The sequence below is a fragment of the Collimonas sp. genome, assembly GCF_035566555.1.
GTDB lineage: Bacteria > Pseudomonadota > Gammaproteobacteria > Burkholderiales > Burkholderiaceae_D > Collimonas.
In genome coordinates this window covers 1-14846 of sequence record NZ_DATMRB010000026.1, presented here as the reverse complement: position 1 = coordinate 14846, position 14846 = coordinate 1, and the positions used below count along the sequence as shown (strand labels likewise).

Sequence of the window (14846 nt, the reverse complement as noted above, 5' to 3'; positions counted from 1 at the left end):
GCCAGATCCGCCTGCAGCTGCGCAAAATCGAAACCGGGGGCAAAGTCGGCAACGCTGGCTTCCGCTGGCAGGATGGCATAAGCCTCGTCGACGCATGCATCCCACCATTCCCAGGTGGCCTTCTGCACGTTGCCCCAGGTCAGGACCGTGACGCCGGCGGCGTCATACGCCACTGCGAACACTGCATGGCCATCGTTAGTCAGCTTGCCGGCCGTCCATGGCTGGTGCGCTTCGAATTCTTGCTGGCAGTTTTCCTGCACCTGGAACCCCAGGTAGACGCCGCCGAACAATTGAATCGCCTGCTGGATGTGGGTGTGGTTCTTGACGTCTATGTTGGTATAGGCGTAGATTTTTCCCCGGAAACGGCAGTCTTGCGCCAGTAATTCAGCACATCGAGCTCACTCAGTCCGGAGTCGACGCCGCCGGTCAGGTGCATGTATAGCTTCACCACGGCTTGTTTGGCCGGGATCTTCTGGGTGCCGACCAGACCGTTGTAGGTCGTGATTGCGTGGGCCAGCGCGGCAATGGTGCAGTCGCCCAGCGTATCGTTGCCGTCCATGGGAAACAATTGCGCCGGATCGCTCGTGCCCAGCTTCTGATAGACGCGTGCCAGCACGTCATAGGAGGCTGGCGGCGGCGCCAGTTCTGCGCCCAGGTAGTTTTTCAGGCGCAGGGTGCGGTAGTCATGTTTCGGCGGATGTTTACCAAAGCGGAGTGAGGGCATGGGACGTATTCCTAAAGGATAAGGTCGGCTGTCAGGGTACCTTCGCTAGCCGACGGTTGCGATGGCGGATTGCTTGCTTAAATATGTCCTGGAAAGCGTTGTCCCAGTGCGCTGACAAAGCGGGCGGCGATTTTCTTGAAGCCGGCCGGATAGGGGTGCAGTTCGTTGGCCCAGTCAGTGCTGGCCAGCGTACCCTGGGTTTCGATCAGGATGAAATTGTTGGCTGGGACCGCCGCCAGTGCGCGCAAGGTGGCGGCAAAGGCTGTCAGCGCCTGGTGCACGATCGCACTGCCCTGGTCGGCAGTCCAGCCGCCGAAGGTCAGCGATGGCAGCAGCCAGGGGCCGGCGCATGACGGATGGACGCCGTTGGGGATGGCAAAATCATAGCAATGGCCGAAAATCGGCACACCCGGCGCGTACTTGTCGCGCAATGCAAACAGATCGAGATAAGATGCTTCGATCATGGCCAGCAGCCTGGGGAAGCGCTGGCGGTCAAGGCCGCTGCCGCCGGCGCTGGCGTCATCCAGGAAAATGCAGAACTTGTCGCCGGCGATATCGTTGCCGCCGCCGGAAAACAGGATGGCGTCGGGCTTGCCGTTGACCCAGTTGGTGGCATCCTGCAGGCAGGCGATCAGGCGCTGCTGCTTGGGCAGGGCCATTTCATCGGAACTGGAATCGCCGTAGTGCGAAAGGTTCATGATCACCGGATGGGCCGTGCCCATGTTCTCCAGCTGAGCGATGATGTCGGTGCTGTGCAAGGCCAGCGCATTGCCGTTGAGGGGATAGTCGAACCACGAATCGCCATGCGCCAGCAATAGCAGCGGCTTGGGCGGCACGGCGCCGCCATTGGCCCGCAGGTGCACGTCGCGATTGCGCAGGATAGCCATTTTGGCGCGATGCTGCTGCGAGCGCTGGGCGATTTCCGAATCGATGGATTCCTGTAATTGCTGTTTCAACACCAGGCTTTGACGCATGCCAAGCTCCTCATCTGCAATTGGATTATTCAACCGTTGGACCTTGCCCGGCGCGTTGAGTTCTTCCATTGCAATACAATTTCAGCTTAGCAGATAAAAAAAGGGAGCGTCGTGCGCCCCCTTTTGTATTTTTGCTTTTATAGATTCGGCGCCAGCCAGCGCTCGACATCTTCCTTGCTGACGTCGCGCCGGGCCGCCATGTCGTTGACCTGGTCATCGCCGATTTTACCGACCACAAAATACTTTGACTCGGGATGGGCAAAGTAGAAACCGGACACTGCAGCGCCCGGGAACATGGCGAACGACTCGGTTACCTGCATGCCGATTTCATCGCATTGCAGCAGCTGGAACATGTCGGCCTTGACGGTATGTTCCGGACAGGCAGGATAGCCGGGGGCAGGGCGGATGCCGCTATATTTCTCCTTGATCAGGGCTTCGTTCGACAATTCCTCGTCCGGCACATAGCCCCACAAATCCTTGCGCACCCTTTCATGCATGTATTCCGCAAACGCTTCCGCCAGGCGGTCGGCCAGCGATTTCAGCATGATCGAGGAATAATCGTCATGCGCGTCTTCAAAGCGCTTCTCGTACTTCTCGATGCCGATGCCGCTGGTGACCGCGAACAGGCCGATGTAGTCGGCGATGCCGGAAGATTTCGGCGCGATGAAGTCGGACAGGCACTGGTTCGGCCGGGCGACGCCGTCGATCACCGGCTTGACGGTTTGCTGGCGCATGCCGTAATAAGTGAACGCTACCTTGCTGCGCGTGTCGTCGGTATAGATCTCGATGTCGTCATCGTTGACAGTATTGGCAGGCACCAAGGCGATGACGCCGTTGGCGGTCAGCCAGCGGCCGGCGATCAGTTTCTGCAGCAGTGCCTGGCCTTCTTCAAACACTTTGCTGGCCGCTTCGCCCACCACTTCATCGGTGAGGATGGCTGGATACGGGCCGGCCAGGTCCCAGGTCTGGAAGAACGGACCCCAGTCGATGTAGCGCGCCAGGGTGCCGAGATCGACGTTCTTGAACACGCGGCGGCCGATGAACTTGGGCTTGACCGGTGCAAACTGCAAACGGGTGCGGTTCTCGCGCGCCGCCGCCAGCGACAGCAGCGGCACCGCTTTCTTGTTGGCGTGCTGTTCGCGGATGCGTTCGTAATCGACCGCGATTTCATCGATGTACTGGTCGCGCTGTTCCGGCGTCAGCAGCGATTGCGCCACCGAGACCGAGCGCGACGCGTCCGGCACGTAGACCACAGGGCCTTCATAGTTCGGTGCGATCTTGACTGCGGTATGGGCACGGCTGGTGGTGGCTCCGCCGATCAGCAGCGGCATCTTGACGCTGCGGAAGTAGGGATCGCGCTGCATTTCCTTGGCGACGTAGGCCATTTCTTCCAGCGACGGCGTGATCAGGCCGCTGAGGCCGATGATGTCGGCATTCTCGGCTTTCGCCATGGCCAGGATTTCCGAGCACGGCACCATCACGCCCATGTTCACTACTTCAAAGTTATTGCACTGCAGGACCACTGAGACGATGTTCTTGCCGATGTCATGGACGTCGCCCTTGACCGTGGCGATCACGATCTTGCCCTTGGGCTTGGCGGCGATGCCGGTCAGCTCTTCGTGCAGGCGCTTCTCTTCTTCGATATAGGGAATCAGATGCGCCACCGCCTGCTTCATCACTCGCGCCGACTTGACCACCTGCGGCAGGAACATCTTGCCCTGGCCGAACAGGTCGCCGACGATGTTCATGCCATCCATCAGCGGTCCTTCGATCACGTGGATGGGGCGGCCACCGTTGTTCAGCAATTCCTGGCGCGCTTCTTCCGTATCTTCGACGATCCACTGCGTGATGCCTTGCACCAGCGCGTGCGCCAGCCGCTGCTGCACGGTGCCGCTGCGCCATTCCAGCGTCGCTTCTTCCTTCTTGTCGCCGGCCTTCAGGGTCGAGGCGATTTCGATCATGCGCTCGGTGGCGTCTTCACGGCGGTTCAGCACCACGTCTTCGACCCGCTCGCGCAATTCGGCTGGCAAGTTGTCGTAGACGCCCATCATGCCGGCGTTGACGATGCCCATGGCCATGCCGGCCTTGATGGCGTGATACAAGAACACGGTGTGGATTGCCTCGCGCGCCGGATCGTTGCCGCGGAAGCTGAAGCTGACGTTGGAGACGCCGCCGCTGATCTTGGCATGTGGCAGATTCTCACGGATCCAGCGCGTGGCGTTGATGAAATCGACGGCGTAGTTGTTGTGTTCTTCGATGCCGGTCGCAATCGCGAAAATGTTCGGATCGAAGATGATGTCTTCCGGCGGGAAGCCGATCTGGTCTACCAGTAAGCGGTAGGCGCGCTCGCAGATCTCGATCTTGCGCTCGAAGGTGTCGGCCTGGCCTTTTTCATCGAAAGCCATGACGATTACTGCCGCGCCGTAGCGCCGGCACAGCTTGGCCTGGCGCAGGAATTCCGGCTCGCCTTCTTTCATCGAGATTGAGTTGACCACCGCCTTGCCCTGCACGCACTTGAGGCCGGCTTCGATCACTGTCCATTTGGACGAGTCGATCATGATCGGCACGCGCGCGATATCCGGTTCGGACGCGATCAGGTTGAGGAAGCGCTGCATGGCGGCGATCGAATCCAGCATCGCTTCATCCATGTTGATGTCGATCACCTGGGCGCCGTTTTCAACCTGCTGGCGCGCTACCGCCAACGCTTCGTCGTACTGCTCGTTGAGGATCAGTCGGGCAAACGCTTTGGAGCCGGTGACGTTGGTGCGTTCGCCGACGTTGACGAACAGCGAGCTGTCGTCGATGGTGAAGGGCTCCAGGCCCGACAACCGCATCGCATAAGTAACTTCGGGGGTGGTTTCCGGCACGGCGCGCGGCGGGATCTTGGCCACGGTGTCGGCAATCGCCTTGATATGCGGCGGCGTGGTGCCGCAGCAGCCGCCGGCGATATTGACGAAGCCGCTTTCGGCGAAATCCTTCAGCAGCGAGGAGGTCACGTCCGGGGTTTCGTCGAAACCGGTGTCGCTCATCGGATTGGGCAGGCCGGCGTTCGGGTAGATGCAGACGAAGGTGTCGGCGATCTTGGACAGTTCTTCCGCATAGGGACGCATCAGCGCCGCGCCCAGTGCGCAGTTGAGGCCGACCGTGAGCGGCTTGGCGTGGCGGATCGAGTTCCAGAACGCCGGCACGGTCTGGCCCGACAGGATACGGCCGGAAGCATCGGTGACGGTGCCGGAAATCATGATCGGCAGACGCAGGCCCGACTCTTCAAAGAAGGTATCGATGGCGAACAGCGCCGCCTTGCAGTTCAAGGTGTCGAAAATGGTTTCCACCAGCAGCACGTCGGCGCCGCCTTCCACCAGGCCGCGGGTTTGTTCCAGGTAGGAGGCGACCAGCTGGTCGAAGGTGACGTTGCGCGCTGCCGGATCGTTGACGTCGGGCGAGATCGATGCGGTTTTCGGCGTCGGGCCGAGCGCGCCGGCAACGAAGCGCGGCTTCTCCGGCGTGGAGTATTTGTCGCAGGCGGCGCGCGCCAGCCGTGCCGAGGCCACATTCATTTCGTAGGCCAGGTGCGCCATGTGGTAATCGTCCTGCGCTACGGTGGTGGCGCCGAAGGTATTGCTTTCGATCAGATCGGCGCCGGCCGCCAGGTACTCCTCGTGGATGGCGCTGATGATGTGCGGCTGGGTCAGCGACAGCAGCTCGTTATTGCCTTTGACGAACAACTCGCGTCCGGGACCGGTGAAATCGATGAAGCGGCCGTTGGGACCACCGCGGTAATCTTCTTCCGTCAGCTTGTATTGCTGGATCATGGTGCCCATGGCGCCATCCAGGATCAGGATGCGCTGCGCCAGCAACTCGCGCAGACGGGTTTCGGTGGATACGGCAGGGCGTGTTGCTGGAGGCGTCATTAGCGTACTCTGGTCAGTAGGGACGCAAAAAACCCGGTCGCCGATAGCGCCGGGTTATTTGCAATGGCAATGCCAGAAATTATACGTTAAATCAATGGCTTGCGTATATTCAACAGCTGATACCGTTGATGACTAGGCAGCTTCCTGCCGGGCCGCCTGTGCTGCGCTTTGATGTGGTTCATTCAGCTTCAGGGTCAGGCATTTCGCTGCGCCGCCAGCCTTGAGGAATTCGGTCAATGCTGTCTGATGCACAATAAAGCCGTGCGACTGCAATTGCGCCACCAGCGCGTCCGAAGCCTGGTTCAGGAAAATGTGACGACCGGAGTTGACGGTATTGCAAGCAAAGTGCAAGGCGTCTTCGCTGGCGACGATAATGCGTTTGTCGGCCGGCACGCGGGCCGTGATTTCGGCTTGCGAAGCGGCATCGAATGCTTCCGGGAAATACATCACATAGCCGCCGGCCAGCGGGCAGAAACAGGTATCCAGGTGATAGAAGCGGGCATCCACCAGTTTCAGCGGCTGCACTTCGATCTCCAGCAATTCCGACAGGCGGGTAGCGCAGGCGATATCCGAACGGTGGCCGTGACCGAACCACAGCAAGCTTTCGCTACGGTCCATCAGCGCATCGCCGGCGCCTTCGAAAGGCAGTTCCGGCGGCAGGGTCAGCACCTCAAAGCCGTGTGCGGTGAAGGCCGCGTCGAAATAGACTTCTTCGGCCTGCCGTTCAACGTGACGGAAACGCGACAGCACCACCTTGTTGCCCAGCACGACACCGGCATTGGCCGTGAACACCAAGTCAGGCACGCCCGGCATGGCCGGCATCATCTTGATCTTGGCGACCTGGCCGATAGCTTCCACCAATGCCAGCCACTGCTCCATGGCGACGCTACGGTTGCCATGCGCAATATTGCCAGCCATCCACGGATTAATGACATACGACACTTCAAAATGATCCGGAGCGCACATCAAGAATGTGTCTTCCGCGGTATGGTCCAGCAGGTGGTTGGTCATGCGTAGCTCCTTTCGGTCAGGTGAGTTGCAGGTGTATCGAGGGTGGTAAATGTGTGACGGATGGCTTCCAGCGCAGCGTCGATGTCGTTGGCGGTAATGATCAGCGGCGGCGCAAAGCGCACCACGGTGTCATGCGTGTCTTTCGACAAGATGCCTTGTTCCATCAGGCGTTCGCAGAATTCGCGCGCGGAAATGAAGCTAGGATCGAGATCCATGCCGATCAGCAAGCCTTTGCCGCGGATCTGGCGGATCGCAGGGTGCTGGATCGCCCGCAAGCCGCTCAGCAGGCGCTCGCCCATGCGTTGTGCGTTTTCCGCCAGCTTTTCTTCGCGCAGCAGGCGCAGCGCGGCGTGGCCGACCGCTGCCGACAGCGGATTGCCGCCGAAGGTGCTGCCGTGGTCGCCGGGTGTAAATACCGCCATCAAGTCTTCACGGGCCAGGAATGCCGACACCGGCAGCAAGCCGCCGCCGAGCGCCTTGCCCAGGATCAGGCCATCCGGCTTGACGCCTTCATGGTCGCTGGCTAGCAGGCGGCCGGTGCGGCCGAGGCCGGTCTGGACTTCGTCGCAGATCAGCAGCACGTTGTGGCGGTCGCAGATTTCGCGGCATTTTGCCAGGTAACCGTCGGGCGGCACGATGATGCCGGCTTCGCCCTGGATCGGCTCCAGCAGGAAGGCTGCGGTGCGCGGCGTGATCGCGGCTTGCATGGCGGCAGCGTCGCCGAACGGTACGCTGGGGAAGCCGCCGGAAAACGGCCCGAAGCCGTCGCGGTACTGTGCTTCCGAGGAGAAGCCGACGATGGTGGTGGTGCGGCCGGAAAAATTGCCATGGCAAACGATGATTTCAGCGCTGTTTTCAGCGATGCCTTTGACCTTGTGGCCCCATTTGCGGGCCGCCTTGATTGCGGTCTCGACAGCTTCGGCGCCGCTGTTCATCGGCAAAGCCTTGGGCATGCCGGTCATTTCGCACAGCAGTTGCAGGAATGGTCCGAGCTGGTCGCTGTAGAAGGCGCGCGAGACGATTGCCAGCTGGGCTGCCTGTTTGGTCAGGGCGCCGACCAGGGTCGGGTGGCTGTGGCCGAAGCTGACGGCGGAATAGGCCGACATCATGTCCATGTAACGCTTGCCATCCTGGTCCCACAGCCAGATGCCCTTGCCGCTGCTGAGCACTACCGGCAGCGGTTCATAGTTGTGCGCACAGTATCGGTCTTCGAGAGTAATTGCATGGTTCTTCATGGTCTGCTCCTGGTGAGGCCACTTCTAAGAACCTAGCTTGGTCAAAGGCGGACCGGCCGCTGACTTTTTGTCCGCCGGCGGACGCTGGCTGAGACGCTTAGAGGTAGCTGCAAAATGCTGTTGTATAGGTGTATTGCATCTGGCTACATGATAATCACAAGCGATGGAAATATTTGTGCATAATGACGCATGAATTCGATGTAATACGCACGAATCGTGCATATATGGAGACAAGCATGGAAAATAAGACGGAAAAACTGGATCGCTATGACCGTATCCTGCTGCGCACCCTGCAAACCAATGGGCGCGCCTCCAACGTGGAACTGTCCGAGCAGGTGAACCTGTCGCCGCCGCAGTGCTACCGGCGGGTCCAGCGGCTGGAGAAGGATGGCATCATCCGCGGCTATGCGGCGCAGGTGGAGCCGGCGGCGATCGGCCTGGGCGTGGTGGCTTTTGTCAATTTGAACATCGCGCGCGAGCAGTTCAAGCAGGTGCGCAAGCTGGAAAAGGCAATCCGCCTGTTTCCGGAAATCCTGGAGTGCTACACGATTTCGGGAGATTTCGACTATCTGCTGAAGGTCGCAGCCAGCGACCTGAAGTCGCTCTCGGCATTCCTGACGGACCGGCTGATGCAGGTGCCGGGGGTGGCAGGAGTGCGCTCCATGGTTTGCCTGGAAGAGATCAAGCCATCCAGTCCTTTGCCGCTGGGCGACTGAGGGTGCTGCCCGCTTGCTGCTACTCGCCCACCTGTTTGATGCTATATAAGCAATTTCCATAATGCCGATTTGTGTTGTTTCAGCACAAATCATGTGCCGCCTGCCTGCTGTCCTATCGTTGTTCGCGGACTTAAGCTGTGTACTCCAACTCACCACCAGGAGCCCACATGAATGCCTCGAACAACAGCCTGAGCCGTAATCCCACCATCCGCAGCATCGCCGGCGCCGGCGCCAGCACCCGCCTGGAACCGACAACAACGGCGCTGGTGGTGATCGATATCCAGAATGAGTATTTCACAGGCAAGCTGCCGATTCCTGACGGCCTGGCCGTGGTACGCAACGCCAACCGCCTGATCGCCCTGGCCGACAAGCATGGCATGCCGGTGTTTCATATCCAGCAATGGAGCTCGCCGGCACGGCCCCTGTTCACGCAAAATACAGCGATGGCGGAATTTCATCCCGAGGTGCGGCGCGCCGCACACCACGCCACTATCCGCAAAACCTTCGCCAGCGCGTTTGCCAGCACCGATCTGCAGCAGCAGTTGCAGGCGCGCGGCATCAAGACGCTGATCCTGAGCGGCCTGATGACCAATAACTGTATCTCCGCCACCGCCTTCGACGGCGCCGCCAACGGCTATCAGGTCATCATCGGCAGCGATGCCAGCGCTACCCGCGACATCGACGCCTGGGACGGCGGTACGGTCAATCACAAGGATTTGCACCGCGCCGTGCTGACCGGCATGTCGGACGCCATCGCTGAAATCCGCAGCACCAGTGAAATCCTGGAGCTGGTCGCGTAGAAAAGAATTGCCTCTTTGTTGCTGCAAGCGTTACTTGCTTATTTACCCACCAGATACGAACGAAAGCACATCATGCCCATACTTACCGTACTGTTATCCACCACTCCAGATACCGGGGTTTCCGCCAAGGTGGCCGCCACCCTGTCGCGCCTGACCGCGGAAATCCTGCACAAGGATCCGGGGCTGACCTCGATCGCGATTTCGCATGTCGACCCGGCGCATTGGTTTGTCGGCGGGCCCTCGCTGACGGCGCAAGGAAAAACCAGCTTCTTCCTGGATATCCGCATCACCGATGAAACTAATACCGCCAATGAAAAGGCGCGCTATATTGATGCCGTTTTCAAGGAGATAGGCGCATTGCTGGGCGAGCTGCACCATGAAAGCTATGTTCACGTGCACGATGTCCGGGCGGCGGCTTACGGCTTCGGCGGTTTGACGCAGCAGCAGCGGGCCGTGACGGCGCGTTTGCAGAATCCTGTCGCTGCCTGACGCGCGCTTTACCCCGGCAGGCGCGTGGCGCGCGGTTCTTCGATCACCAGGTCTGATTGCGGCTGGGCGACGCAGGGCAAGATGTAGCCGTCCTTCTTTTCATCGCTGCTCAGGCCCGGCCACTCGATCTGGTAGCGTACCTCTCCGCTGAGCAGGCGGCACATGCAGGTCCTGCATGTGCCGTTCCTGCAGGAACTAGGCAAATCGATGCCTGACTGGCGCGCCGCCTCACGCAACGACAGGCCGGCAGCTGCAGTGAACAGCCATCCCTTCGGTTCGATGCGGACGCTGAATGTGTCGTGGTCAGCCGCCATGTTTTCCTTCCTCACAATTCCCTCTGGAAAATCCGCGCATGATGGCGGCGATCTTGTAGAATCTCCGGCCAGTTGCAGGCGCGCGATGGCTTGCATTTTCCATCATAAAAAAAGACTGTCCATGAACATACATTTTTCGCTCGTACCGATTGTTTCCCTGATTGCCGGCGTCCTGATCCTGGTGACGCCCAAGCTGTTGAACTATATCGTGGCTTTTTATCTGATCGCCATCGGCTTGATCGGCTTGTTTGGGACCGGCCATTTCCGCTTCCACTAAGGCAGTACCGGCTTAATCCCAGCGCGGCGTCGCATACCAGGCTACGGCAAAGTCGACAAAAGCCCTGACCTTCGGCGACAAATGCCGGTTTTGCGGATAAATCGCGTACAGGTCGCGCGGCTTCAGCGTGAAATCCGGCAGCACCCGCCGCAGATCGCCGCGCCGCAGATCTTCATGCACGATGAAAGAACTGGTGGTGGCAATGCCCAGTCCGGCCAGCGCCGCCGAGCGCAAGGCAATGCCGGTATTGGCTTGCAGGTTGCCGCGTACGGTCACCGTCTGCTCGCTGCCATCGGCGGCATAGAACTCGAATTCGCTGGGTTTCTGCGCCAGCGTGTAGGTCAGACAGTTATGCTGCGCCAGGTCGGCCGGTTGTTGCGGCGCGCCTTGCCGCTGCAGATATGCCGGCGCTGCGACCAGGAGTATTTCGCAGCTCGCCAGCCGCTTGGCGATCAGGGTCGAGTCCTGCAAGCCGCGGGTCAGGCGCAGGGCGACATCGAAGCCTTCTTCGATGATGTCGACCAGGCGGTCATTGCAGACCAGGTCGACTTTCAGCTGCGGGTTGGCGAGGATGAACTGCGGCAGCCATTGCGCCAGTTCCAGCGTGCCGAAGGCCATCGGGGCGTTGATGCGCAAGGTGCCGGACGGCTTCGTCTGGTGCGCTGACACCGCCTGGCTGGCGTCGTCGATCTGGTCGAGTATCTGGCGGCAGCGTTCATAATAATCCTGACCGGCTTCCGTCAGCGCGAAGCGGCGCGTGGTGCGGTTCAGCAGCTGCGCGCCCAGCTCCAGTTCCAGCTGCCGCACCTGGCGTGACACGATGGTATGCGACTGGTTGAGTTCGGCGGCGGCAGCGGTGAAGCTGCCGTTTTCCACCACGCGCCGGAAAGCGCGCATCGCTGCCAGTTGATCCATGCGCCATGCTCCAGGATAAATAAAAGCACAACGCTATCAGAATCAACCGGCGGCCGCCATTTAATCCACTTTCAGCTTGCCGCTGATGATTGCGCTGCTGGCTTCACGCAGTTTTTGCAGCACCGGACGCTGGTGCAGGATGTCGCATTCCGAATAGGCGGCATCCAGGCCTAGCGCGGTCAGCGCCACCGCACCTTCCTTCAGGCCGAAATCGAAACGCGGCGCCGTCGAACCGTTGGCCAGCAGGCCGACCGCCAGGATGATGGCGCTATCGGCATGCACTTCGACATTGTCCAGCACCTTGCCGGGCGCCTGTATGCACTGGTTGACGCCGCTGCCGATGGCTTTGCCGTGGTTTTGCGGCGTCAACGCCTTGAATACGCCGGAATTGCTGGCGGCCGCGGCAGCCCAGATCACATCGACGCCGTCGCCGAGCATGGTCTTGGTCAGCGCTTCGGCGCGCGGCGGATCGTTGAATGGCTGGGCGCCGTCCACCCACAACGGCTCATGCACGAAAATGGCTGGTTTGGCGGCGCGCGCGCCATTGCTGAATGCCTCGCTGTTTTTTTGCCGCAAGGCCGTGTTGCTGGCGCCGATCAGGCCGATCTTGCCGCTGGCGGAGACCAGCGCCGCCTGCATGCCGGCCAGGTAACTGGCTTCGGCTTCGCGGAAAGTGATGCAGGTGACATTGCTGGCGGCGTTGTCGATGCAATGCTCGAGGATCACAAAACGGGTTTGCGGCGCCTGGCGCGCTACGCTGTCCAGCAAGTCCTTGAATTCGACTCCCATCACCACCACGATCTTGGCGCCTTGCTTGACCGCATTGTCCAGCTGTTGCAGGCGACTGGCACGGGTGGCTTGGCTTTCCAGGGTGCTGGCTTGCATCTTGTACAGTTTGGCGGCGTTGTTGACACCGCTGCTGCCTTGTTGCAGCAACACGTCGTCATTCATGGGTACCGGACGCACATAGATGATCTTGGGCAGCTCGGCCGCATCGGCGGCGCTGGCCAGTCCGAGCAGCAGGGCCAACGGCAGCAGCAGGCGCCGGACCAGGCTGGATATGCAAGTGTGTGAACGTACAGACTGCGTACGAAGGGCCAGTGTCATCATTGTCTCTTCCTTGTTATAAGGCGCCGGATCTGATGCCGGCGCGCATTTGTTCCCACATATTGCTGGCAAAGCGCGCGCGCTCCATTTGGCGCAAGATATACAAGGTATTGCGGCGAACTGATGTGCAGCGCGGCTGTGGCCGGGCCTTCGGAGGTCGCAACCGCAACCATCGCCACCATATTTAACTTTTTATTACGGCGGCTGCGTGATACCGTTATCAAACTGAATAGTGTGGCAACCCTTTTTGCCGCGCTGCGGTCAATTACGTCTCTCTCACCTGGTTCAGGAATATGTGTCAGTTACTTGGAATGAATTGCAATGTGCCGACCGACATTGTGTTCAGTTTTACCGGCTTCGCCACCCGCGGCGGCCAGACCGATCATCATAGCGACGGCTGGGGCATCGCTTTTTTCGAAGGCAGCGGCGTGCGTCACTTTGTCGACTACCAGGCGGCGATCGCCTCGCCGGTAGCGGAACTGATCCGGCGTTGCCCGATCAAGTCGAAGAACGTCATCGCCCATATCCGTAAAGCTACCCAGGGCCAGGTAGCTCTACAAAACTGCCATCCGTTCGTAAGGGAGTTGTGGGGCCGCTATTGGGTATTCGCCCATAACGGCGACCTCAAGGAATTTGCGCCGCGCCTTGATGGACCGTACCGGCCGGTCGGCAATACCGACAGCGAACTGGCGTTCTGCTATATGTTGCAGCAGCTGCGGCAGCGCTTCGGCGACACGCCACCGTCGCAGGCCGAGCTGACCCTGGCGCTGCGCGGGCTGACCAGCGAAATCGCTGCCCATGGCACTTTCAACATGATGTTGTCGGACGGTTCGGCCTTGTTCACGCACTGCTCGACCAAGCTGTATTACATCGTGCGGCAGTTCCCGTTTGCCGAAGCCCATCTATCTGATGACGATGTCAGCGTCGATTTCTCGCAGGTGACCACGCCGCAGGACCGGGTGGCGGTGATCGTGACCGAACCGCTCACCACGAATGAGGTGTGGACCAAATTCGGCGAGGGCGAGCTGATCGTGTTCGTCGACGGCCAGCCAGTCTAGTGTAGCGCTCCCCCCATTGACGAAGCACTACACCAGGCCGCCGCCGGAACCGCCGAGGTGAATCAGGAGTAGTCGATCGTCAGCGGCGCGTGATCCGAGAAGCGCTCGTCCTTGTAGATCGCCACGGCGTGTGCGTTGGCGGCGATGCCCGGGGTGGAGATATGGTAATCGATGCGCCAGCCGACGTTCTTGGCCCAGGCCTGGCCGCGATTGCTCCACCAGGTGTATTGCTCTTCACGCTGGTCGACCTTGCGGAAGACATCGACCAGACCGACTTCGTCGAACAGCTGGGTGAGCCAGGCGCGTTCTTCCGGCAGGAAGCCGGAATTTTTCTTGTTGCCCTTCCAGTTTTTCAGGTCGCGCTCCTGGTGGGCGATATTCCAGTCGCCGCAAATCACCACTTCGCGGCCGCTGGCCTTGAGTTCCTGCAGATGCGGAAGGAACGCTTCCATGAAGCGGAACTTGGCGATCTGCCGTTCTTCGCTGGACGAACCGGACGGGCAATACAGTGAAATCACCGTCAGGTCGCCGAAATCGCATTCCACGTAGCGGCCTTCGGCATCGAACTCTTCATTGCCGAAGCCGATCCGGACCGCATTCGGCTTGCGTTTGCTGTATAGGCCGACGCCTGAATAGCCTTTTTTCTCGGCATAGTGGAAATGCCCGACATAGCCCTCCGGCGCCAGGAATTCCGGCGTCATGTCGGCGGCCTGCGCCTTCAGTTCCTGGACACAGATGAAATCGGCGGACTGTTTGGTCAGCCATTCGAAGAAGCCTTTTCTGGCTGCGGAGCGGATACCGTTGAGATTGGCAGAAATGATTCTTGGCATGTTGGTCGTTGGTAAAAAAATAAGATGGAGTGGTGCCGGGTCAGACGCCAAGGATAACCGAAGCGCAGGCTGGACGTGTAGACAGGCCTGTACGAAAAATATCGGCTTGGCAGGCACGTTGTTTGCAGTTACTGCTGTGGAGCGGATGAACTCCATTTAAAATGACGGTCTGGTGTCGCTTTTGGTTTGTAAACAGCGACAAAATTTGTCAGCATCAACCGTCTGGAGTGCATTTTGAACAATTTACGTCAACAATTTATAGAATTTGCGGTCAAGGCCGGTGTGCTGAAGTTCGGCGAGTTTGTCACCAAGGCAGGACGCACCTCGCCGTATTTCTTTAATGCGGGCATGTTTAACGAGGGCGCCGCCCTGGGCCAGCTGGCGCAGTTTTATGCACGCACCCTGATCGATTCGGGTCTGCAGTTCGACATGCTGTTCGGGCCGGCCTACAAGGGCATCACGCTGGCGTCGGCGACGGCGGTGGC

Annotated in this window: 15 protein-coding genes and 1 pseudogene; 6 read left to right on the top strand and 10 right to left on the bottom strand. The window is 59.9% G+C overall.

Annotated features, from left to right (window positions below; genetic code table 11):
- The 6 genes from VNZ65_RS04165 to rocD all read right to left on the bottom strand — a co-directional run.
- A partial coding sequence (locus VNZ65_RS04165; RefSeq protein WP_325666372.1) for a hypothetical protein occupies window positions 1-290 on the bottom strand: 290 nt, incomplete at its 3' end.
- A 38-nt stretch (window positions 291-328) separates the two neighbouring features.
- Window positions 329-724, bottom strand: a complete 396-nt coding sequence (locus VNZ65_RS04160; RefSeq protein ID WP_325666370.1) for a hypothetical protein — start codon at window positions 722-724, stop codon at window positions 329-331.
- 77 nt (window positions 725-801) lie between these two features.
- Window positions 802-1698 (bottom strand): SGNH/GDSL hydrolase family protein, encoded by an 897-nt coding sequence (locus VNZ65_RS04155; RefSeq protein ID WP_325666368.1) that lies wholly within the window; start codon window positions 1696-1698, stop codon window positions 802-804.
- A 137-nt stretch (window positions 1699-1835) separates the two neighbouring features.
- Window positions 1836-5609: a methionine synthase gene (gene metH / locus VNZ65_RS04150; protein WP_325666366.1), complete on the bottom strand. Its 3774-nt coding sequence runs from the start codon at window positions 5607-5609 to the stop codon at window positions 1836-1838.
- Between the two features lie 132 nt (window positions 5610-5741).
- Complete coding sequence (locus tag VNZ65_RS04145; RefSeq protein WP_325666364.1) at window positions 5742-6620, bottom strand: dimethylarginine dimethylaminohydrolase family protein; 879 nt, start codon at window positions 6618-6620, stop codon at window positions 5742-5744.
- On the bottom strand, window positions 6617-7855 hold the full coding sequence (gene rocD / locus VNZ65_RS04140; RefSeq protein ID WP_325666362.1) for an ornithine--oxo-acid transaminase: 1239 nt from the start codon (window positions 7853-7855) through the stop codon (window positions 6617-6619). Before rocD ends, VNZ65_RS04145 begins: the two co-directional genes overlap by 4 nt.
- A gap of 236 nt (window positions 7856-8091) precedes the next feature.
- Between rocD and VNZ65_RS04135 the strand changes: the two genes are divergently transcribed.
- The 3 genes from VNZ65_RS04135 (at window position 8092) to VNZ65_RS04125 (ending at window position 9860) form a co-directional block, all read left to right on the top strand.
- Window positions 8092-8571 carry an Lrp/AsnC family transcriptional regulator gene (locus VNZ65_RS04135; RefSeq protein ID WP_325666360.1) on the top strand — a complete coding sequence of 160 codons (480 nt, stop codon included), beginning with the start codon at window positions 8092-8094 and terminating at the stop codon, window positions 8569-8571.
- A 167-nt stretch (window positions 8572-8738) separates the two neighbouring features.
- Window positions 8739-9371, top strand: a complete 633-nt coding sequence (locus VNZ65_RS04130) for a cysteine hydrolase family protein (RefSeq protein ID WP_325666358.1) — start codon at window positions 8739-8741, stop codon at window positions 9369-9371.
- A 72-nt stretch (window positions 9372-9443) separates the two neighbouring features.
- Window positions 9444-9860 carry a 4-oxalocrotonate tautomerase family protein gene (locus VNZ65_RS04125; RefSeq protein ID WP_325666356.1) on the top strand — a complete coding sequence of 139 codons (417 nt, stop codon included), beginning with the start codon at window positions 9444-9446 and terminating at the stop codon, window positions 9858-9860.
- Window positions 9861-9868: 8 nt separating this feature from the next.
- Here VNZ65_RS04125 and VNZ65_RS04120 read toward each other — a convergent pair whose 3' ends face one another.
- Window positions 9869-10174 carry a 2Fe-2S iron-sulfur cluster-binding protein gene (locus VNZ65_RS04120; RefSeq protein ID WP_325666354.1) on the bottom strand — a complete coding sequence of 102 codons (306 nt, stop codon included), beginning with the start codon at window positions 10172-10174 and terminating at the stop codon, window positions 9869-9871.
- Between the two features lie 121 nt (window positions 10175-10295).
- On the opposite strand from VNZ65_RS04120, the gene VNZ65_RS04115 reads away from it, so the two are divergent.
- On the top strand, window positions 10296-10451 hold the full coding sequence (locus tag VNZ65_RS04115) for a DUF3096 domain-containing protein (RefSeq protein WP_325666352.1): 156 nt from the start codon (window positions 10296-10298) through the stop codon (window positions 10449-10451).
- 12 nt (window positions 10452-10463) lie between these two features.
- Here VNZ65_RS04115 and VNZ65_RS04110 read toward each other — a convergent pair whose 3' ends face one another.
- Both VNZ65_RS04110 and VNZ65_RS04105 read right to left on the bottom strand, forming a co-directional pair.
- Window positions 10464-11366 (bottom strand): LysR family transcriptional regulator, encoded by a 903-nt coding sequence (locus VNZ65_RS04110; RefSeq protein ID WP_325666350.1) that lies wholly within the window; start codon window positions 11364-11366, stop codon window positions 10464-10466.
- Window positions 11367-11426: 60 nt separating this feature from the next.
- A complete protein-coding gene (locus VNZ65_RS04105) occupies window positions 11427-12476 on the bottom strand; it encodes a BMP family ABC transporter substrate-binding protein (RefSeq protein ID WP_325666348.1) in 1050 nt (349 codons plus the stop codon).
- Window positions 12477-12766: 290 nt separating this feature from the next.
- On the opposite strand from VNZ65_RS04105, the gene VNZ65_RS04100 reads away from it, so the two are divergent.
- Window positions 12767-13531, top strand: a complete 765-nt coding sequence (locus VNZ65_RS04100; RefSeq protein WP_325666346.1) for a class II glutamine amidotransferase — start codon at window positions 12767-12769, stop codon at window positions 13529-13531.
- Between the two features lie 62 nt (window positions 13532-13593).
- Here the strand turns inward: VNZ65_RS04100 and VNZ65_RS04095 are convergent, their stop codons facing one another.
- Window positions 13594-14361: an exodeoxyribonuclease III gene (locus VNZ65_RS04095; protein ID WP_325666344.1), complete on the bottom strand. Its 768-nt coding sequence runs from the start codon at window positions 14359-14361 to the stop codon at window positions 13594-13596.
- Between the two features lie 234 nt (window positions 14362-14595).
- On the opposite strand from VNZ65_RS04095, the pseudogene VNZ65_RS04090 reads away from it, so the two are divergent.
- A pseudogene (locus VNZ65_RS04090) lies at window positions 14596-14846 on the top strand (orotate phosphoribosyltransferase); the annotation flags it as partial.

Coding starts and splice junctions, on each gene's coding strand:
- VNZ65_RS04120 (WP_325666354.1), bottom strand. CDS start 10,174: ATGGCGGCTGACCACGACACATTCAGCGTCCGCATCGAACCGAAGGGA.
- VNZ65_RS04100 (WP_325666346.1), top strand. CDS start 12,767: ATGTGTCAGTTACTTGGAATGAATTGCAATGTGCCGACCGACATTGTG.
- VNZ65_RS04125 (WP_325666356.1), top strand. CDS start 9,444: ATGCCCATACTTACCGTACTGTTATCCACCACTCCAGATACCGGGGTT.
- VNZ65_RS04135 (WP_325666360.1), top strand. CDS start 8,092: ATGGAAAATAAGACGGAAAAACTGGATCGCTATGACCGTATCCTGCTG.
- VNZ65_RS04105 (WP_325666348.1), bottom strand. CDS start 12,476: ATGATGACACTGGCCCTTCGTACGCAGTCTGTACGTTCACACACTTGC.
- VNZ65_RS04155 (WP_325666368.1), bottom strand. CDS start 1,698: ATGCGTCAAAGCCTGGTGTTGAAACAGCAATTACAGGAATCCATCGAT.
- VNZ65_RS04115 (WP_325666352.1), top strand. CDS start 10,296: ATGAACATACATTTTTCGCTCGTACCGATTGTTTCCCTGATTGCCGGC.
- VNZ65_RS04110 (WP_325666350.1), bottom strand. CDS start 11,366: ATGGATCAACTGGCAGCGATGCGCGCTTTCCGGCGCGTGGTGGAAAAC.
- VNZ65_RS04160 (WP_325666370.1), bottom strand. CDS start 724: ATGCCCTCACTCCGCTTTGGTAAACATCCGCCGAAACATGACTACCGC.
- VNZ65_RS04145 (WP_325666364.1), bottom strand. CDS start 6,620: ATGACCAACCACCTGCTGGACCATACCGCGGAAGACACATTCTTGATG.
- VNZ65_RS04130 (WP_325666358.1), top strand. CDS start 8,739: ATGAATGCCTCGAACAACAGCCTGAGCCGTAATCCCACCATCCGCAGC.
- metH (WP_325666366.1), bottom strand. CDS start 5,609: ATGACGCCTCCAGCAACACGCCCTGCCGTATCCACCGAAACCCGTCTG.
- rocD (WP_325666362.1), bottom strand. CDS start 7,855: ATGAAGAACCATGCAATTACTCTCGAAGACCGATACTGTGCGCACAAC.
- VNZ65_RS04095 (WP_325666344.1), bottom strand. CDS start 14,361: ATGCCAAGAATCATTTCTGCCAATCTCAACGGTATCCGCTCCGCAGCC.